The organism is Neobacillus paridis (genome assembly GCF_016765675.1).
Taxonomy (GTDB): Bacteria; Bacillota; Bacilli; order Bacillales; family Cytobacillaceae; genus Neobacillus; species Neobacillus paridis.
On record NZ_JAESWB010000079.1, the window covers coordinates 1 to 724 of the forward strand.

At 38.1% G+C, this 724-nt stretch carries 1 protein-coding gene; it reads right to left on the reverse strand.

The genetic code is table 11. The annotated features are described in order from the left end of the window. Positions 1–209 (reverse strand): hypothetical protein (locus JK635_RS27995; protein ID WP_235887924.1); only part of this gene is annotated, 209 nt, incomplete at its 3' end. Positions 210–724 lie beyond the last annotated feature (515 nt).

Below are 724 nucleotides of genomic sequence, written 5' to 3' on the forward strand. Positions count from 1 at the left end.
CCTGACGCGAACAACGCCAGGCCTCCCGCAATACTGCACGCCAGAACTTTTTTCTTCATGGTAAAGCGCATGGTGTTTTCTCCGATCAAAAGCTTGATTACAAGCCAGTTCGCATTAAAGGAAAGGCTCTCGCTGATCTCTTTTTCTCCACTTCCTGGAAATGCATGTTGCAAATGGCGTGCCATGAAAAGGCGAACATTAAGAATCAATGGCTTAATGAATTCGCCCGGAGATTTCAACATTTCAGTGTAAATAAAGCCGACAGAAAAATTTTCCGGAATAAAATCTTTCAGAGGGATTTTTTAATATTGGAAAGTACCGATCTTTTTACTTTATGGAAACAGCCTTATTTAATAGGGTAAAAACCGCTTTCCTGAATTTTTTACTTGCGGAAAAAATTGTCAGCGAGCAGGGTTATAGATTAATTTCCACAGGTTTTACCGACCTCTTTTTATTGCACAAGAGATTAATTTTCATGGCTTCAATTTTTCCCGCAGCTCCAGGCTGATTAACTACAATAATTTTTACCTGCAATTCTTTCCGTGCCTGCAAACACGCTGTTCATTTCCATTAAAAAATAATCAGATTGCAAAATTTTCGGTGAATGCGCTTAATGAACTCCGATGGCATTCATTAATATGAAGAAATAAATACAAGGTTTTCATACAAATAGCAGCTTGCAGTGAGTAGAATCAAGGCGATTGAAAAGTTTTTTGCATGTTTC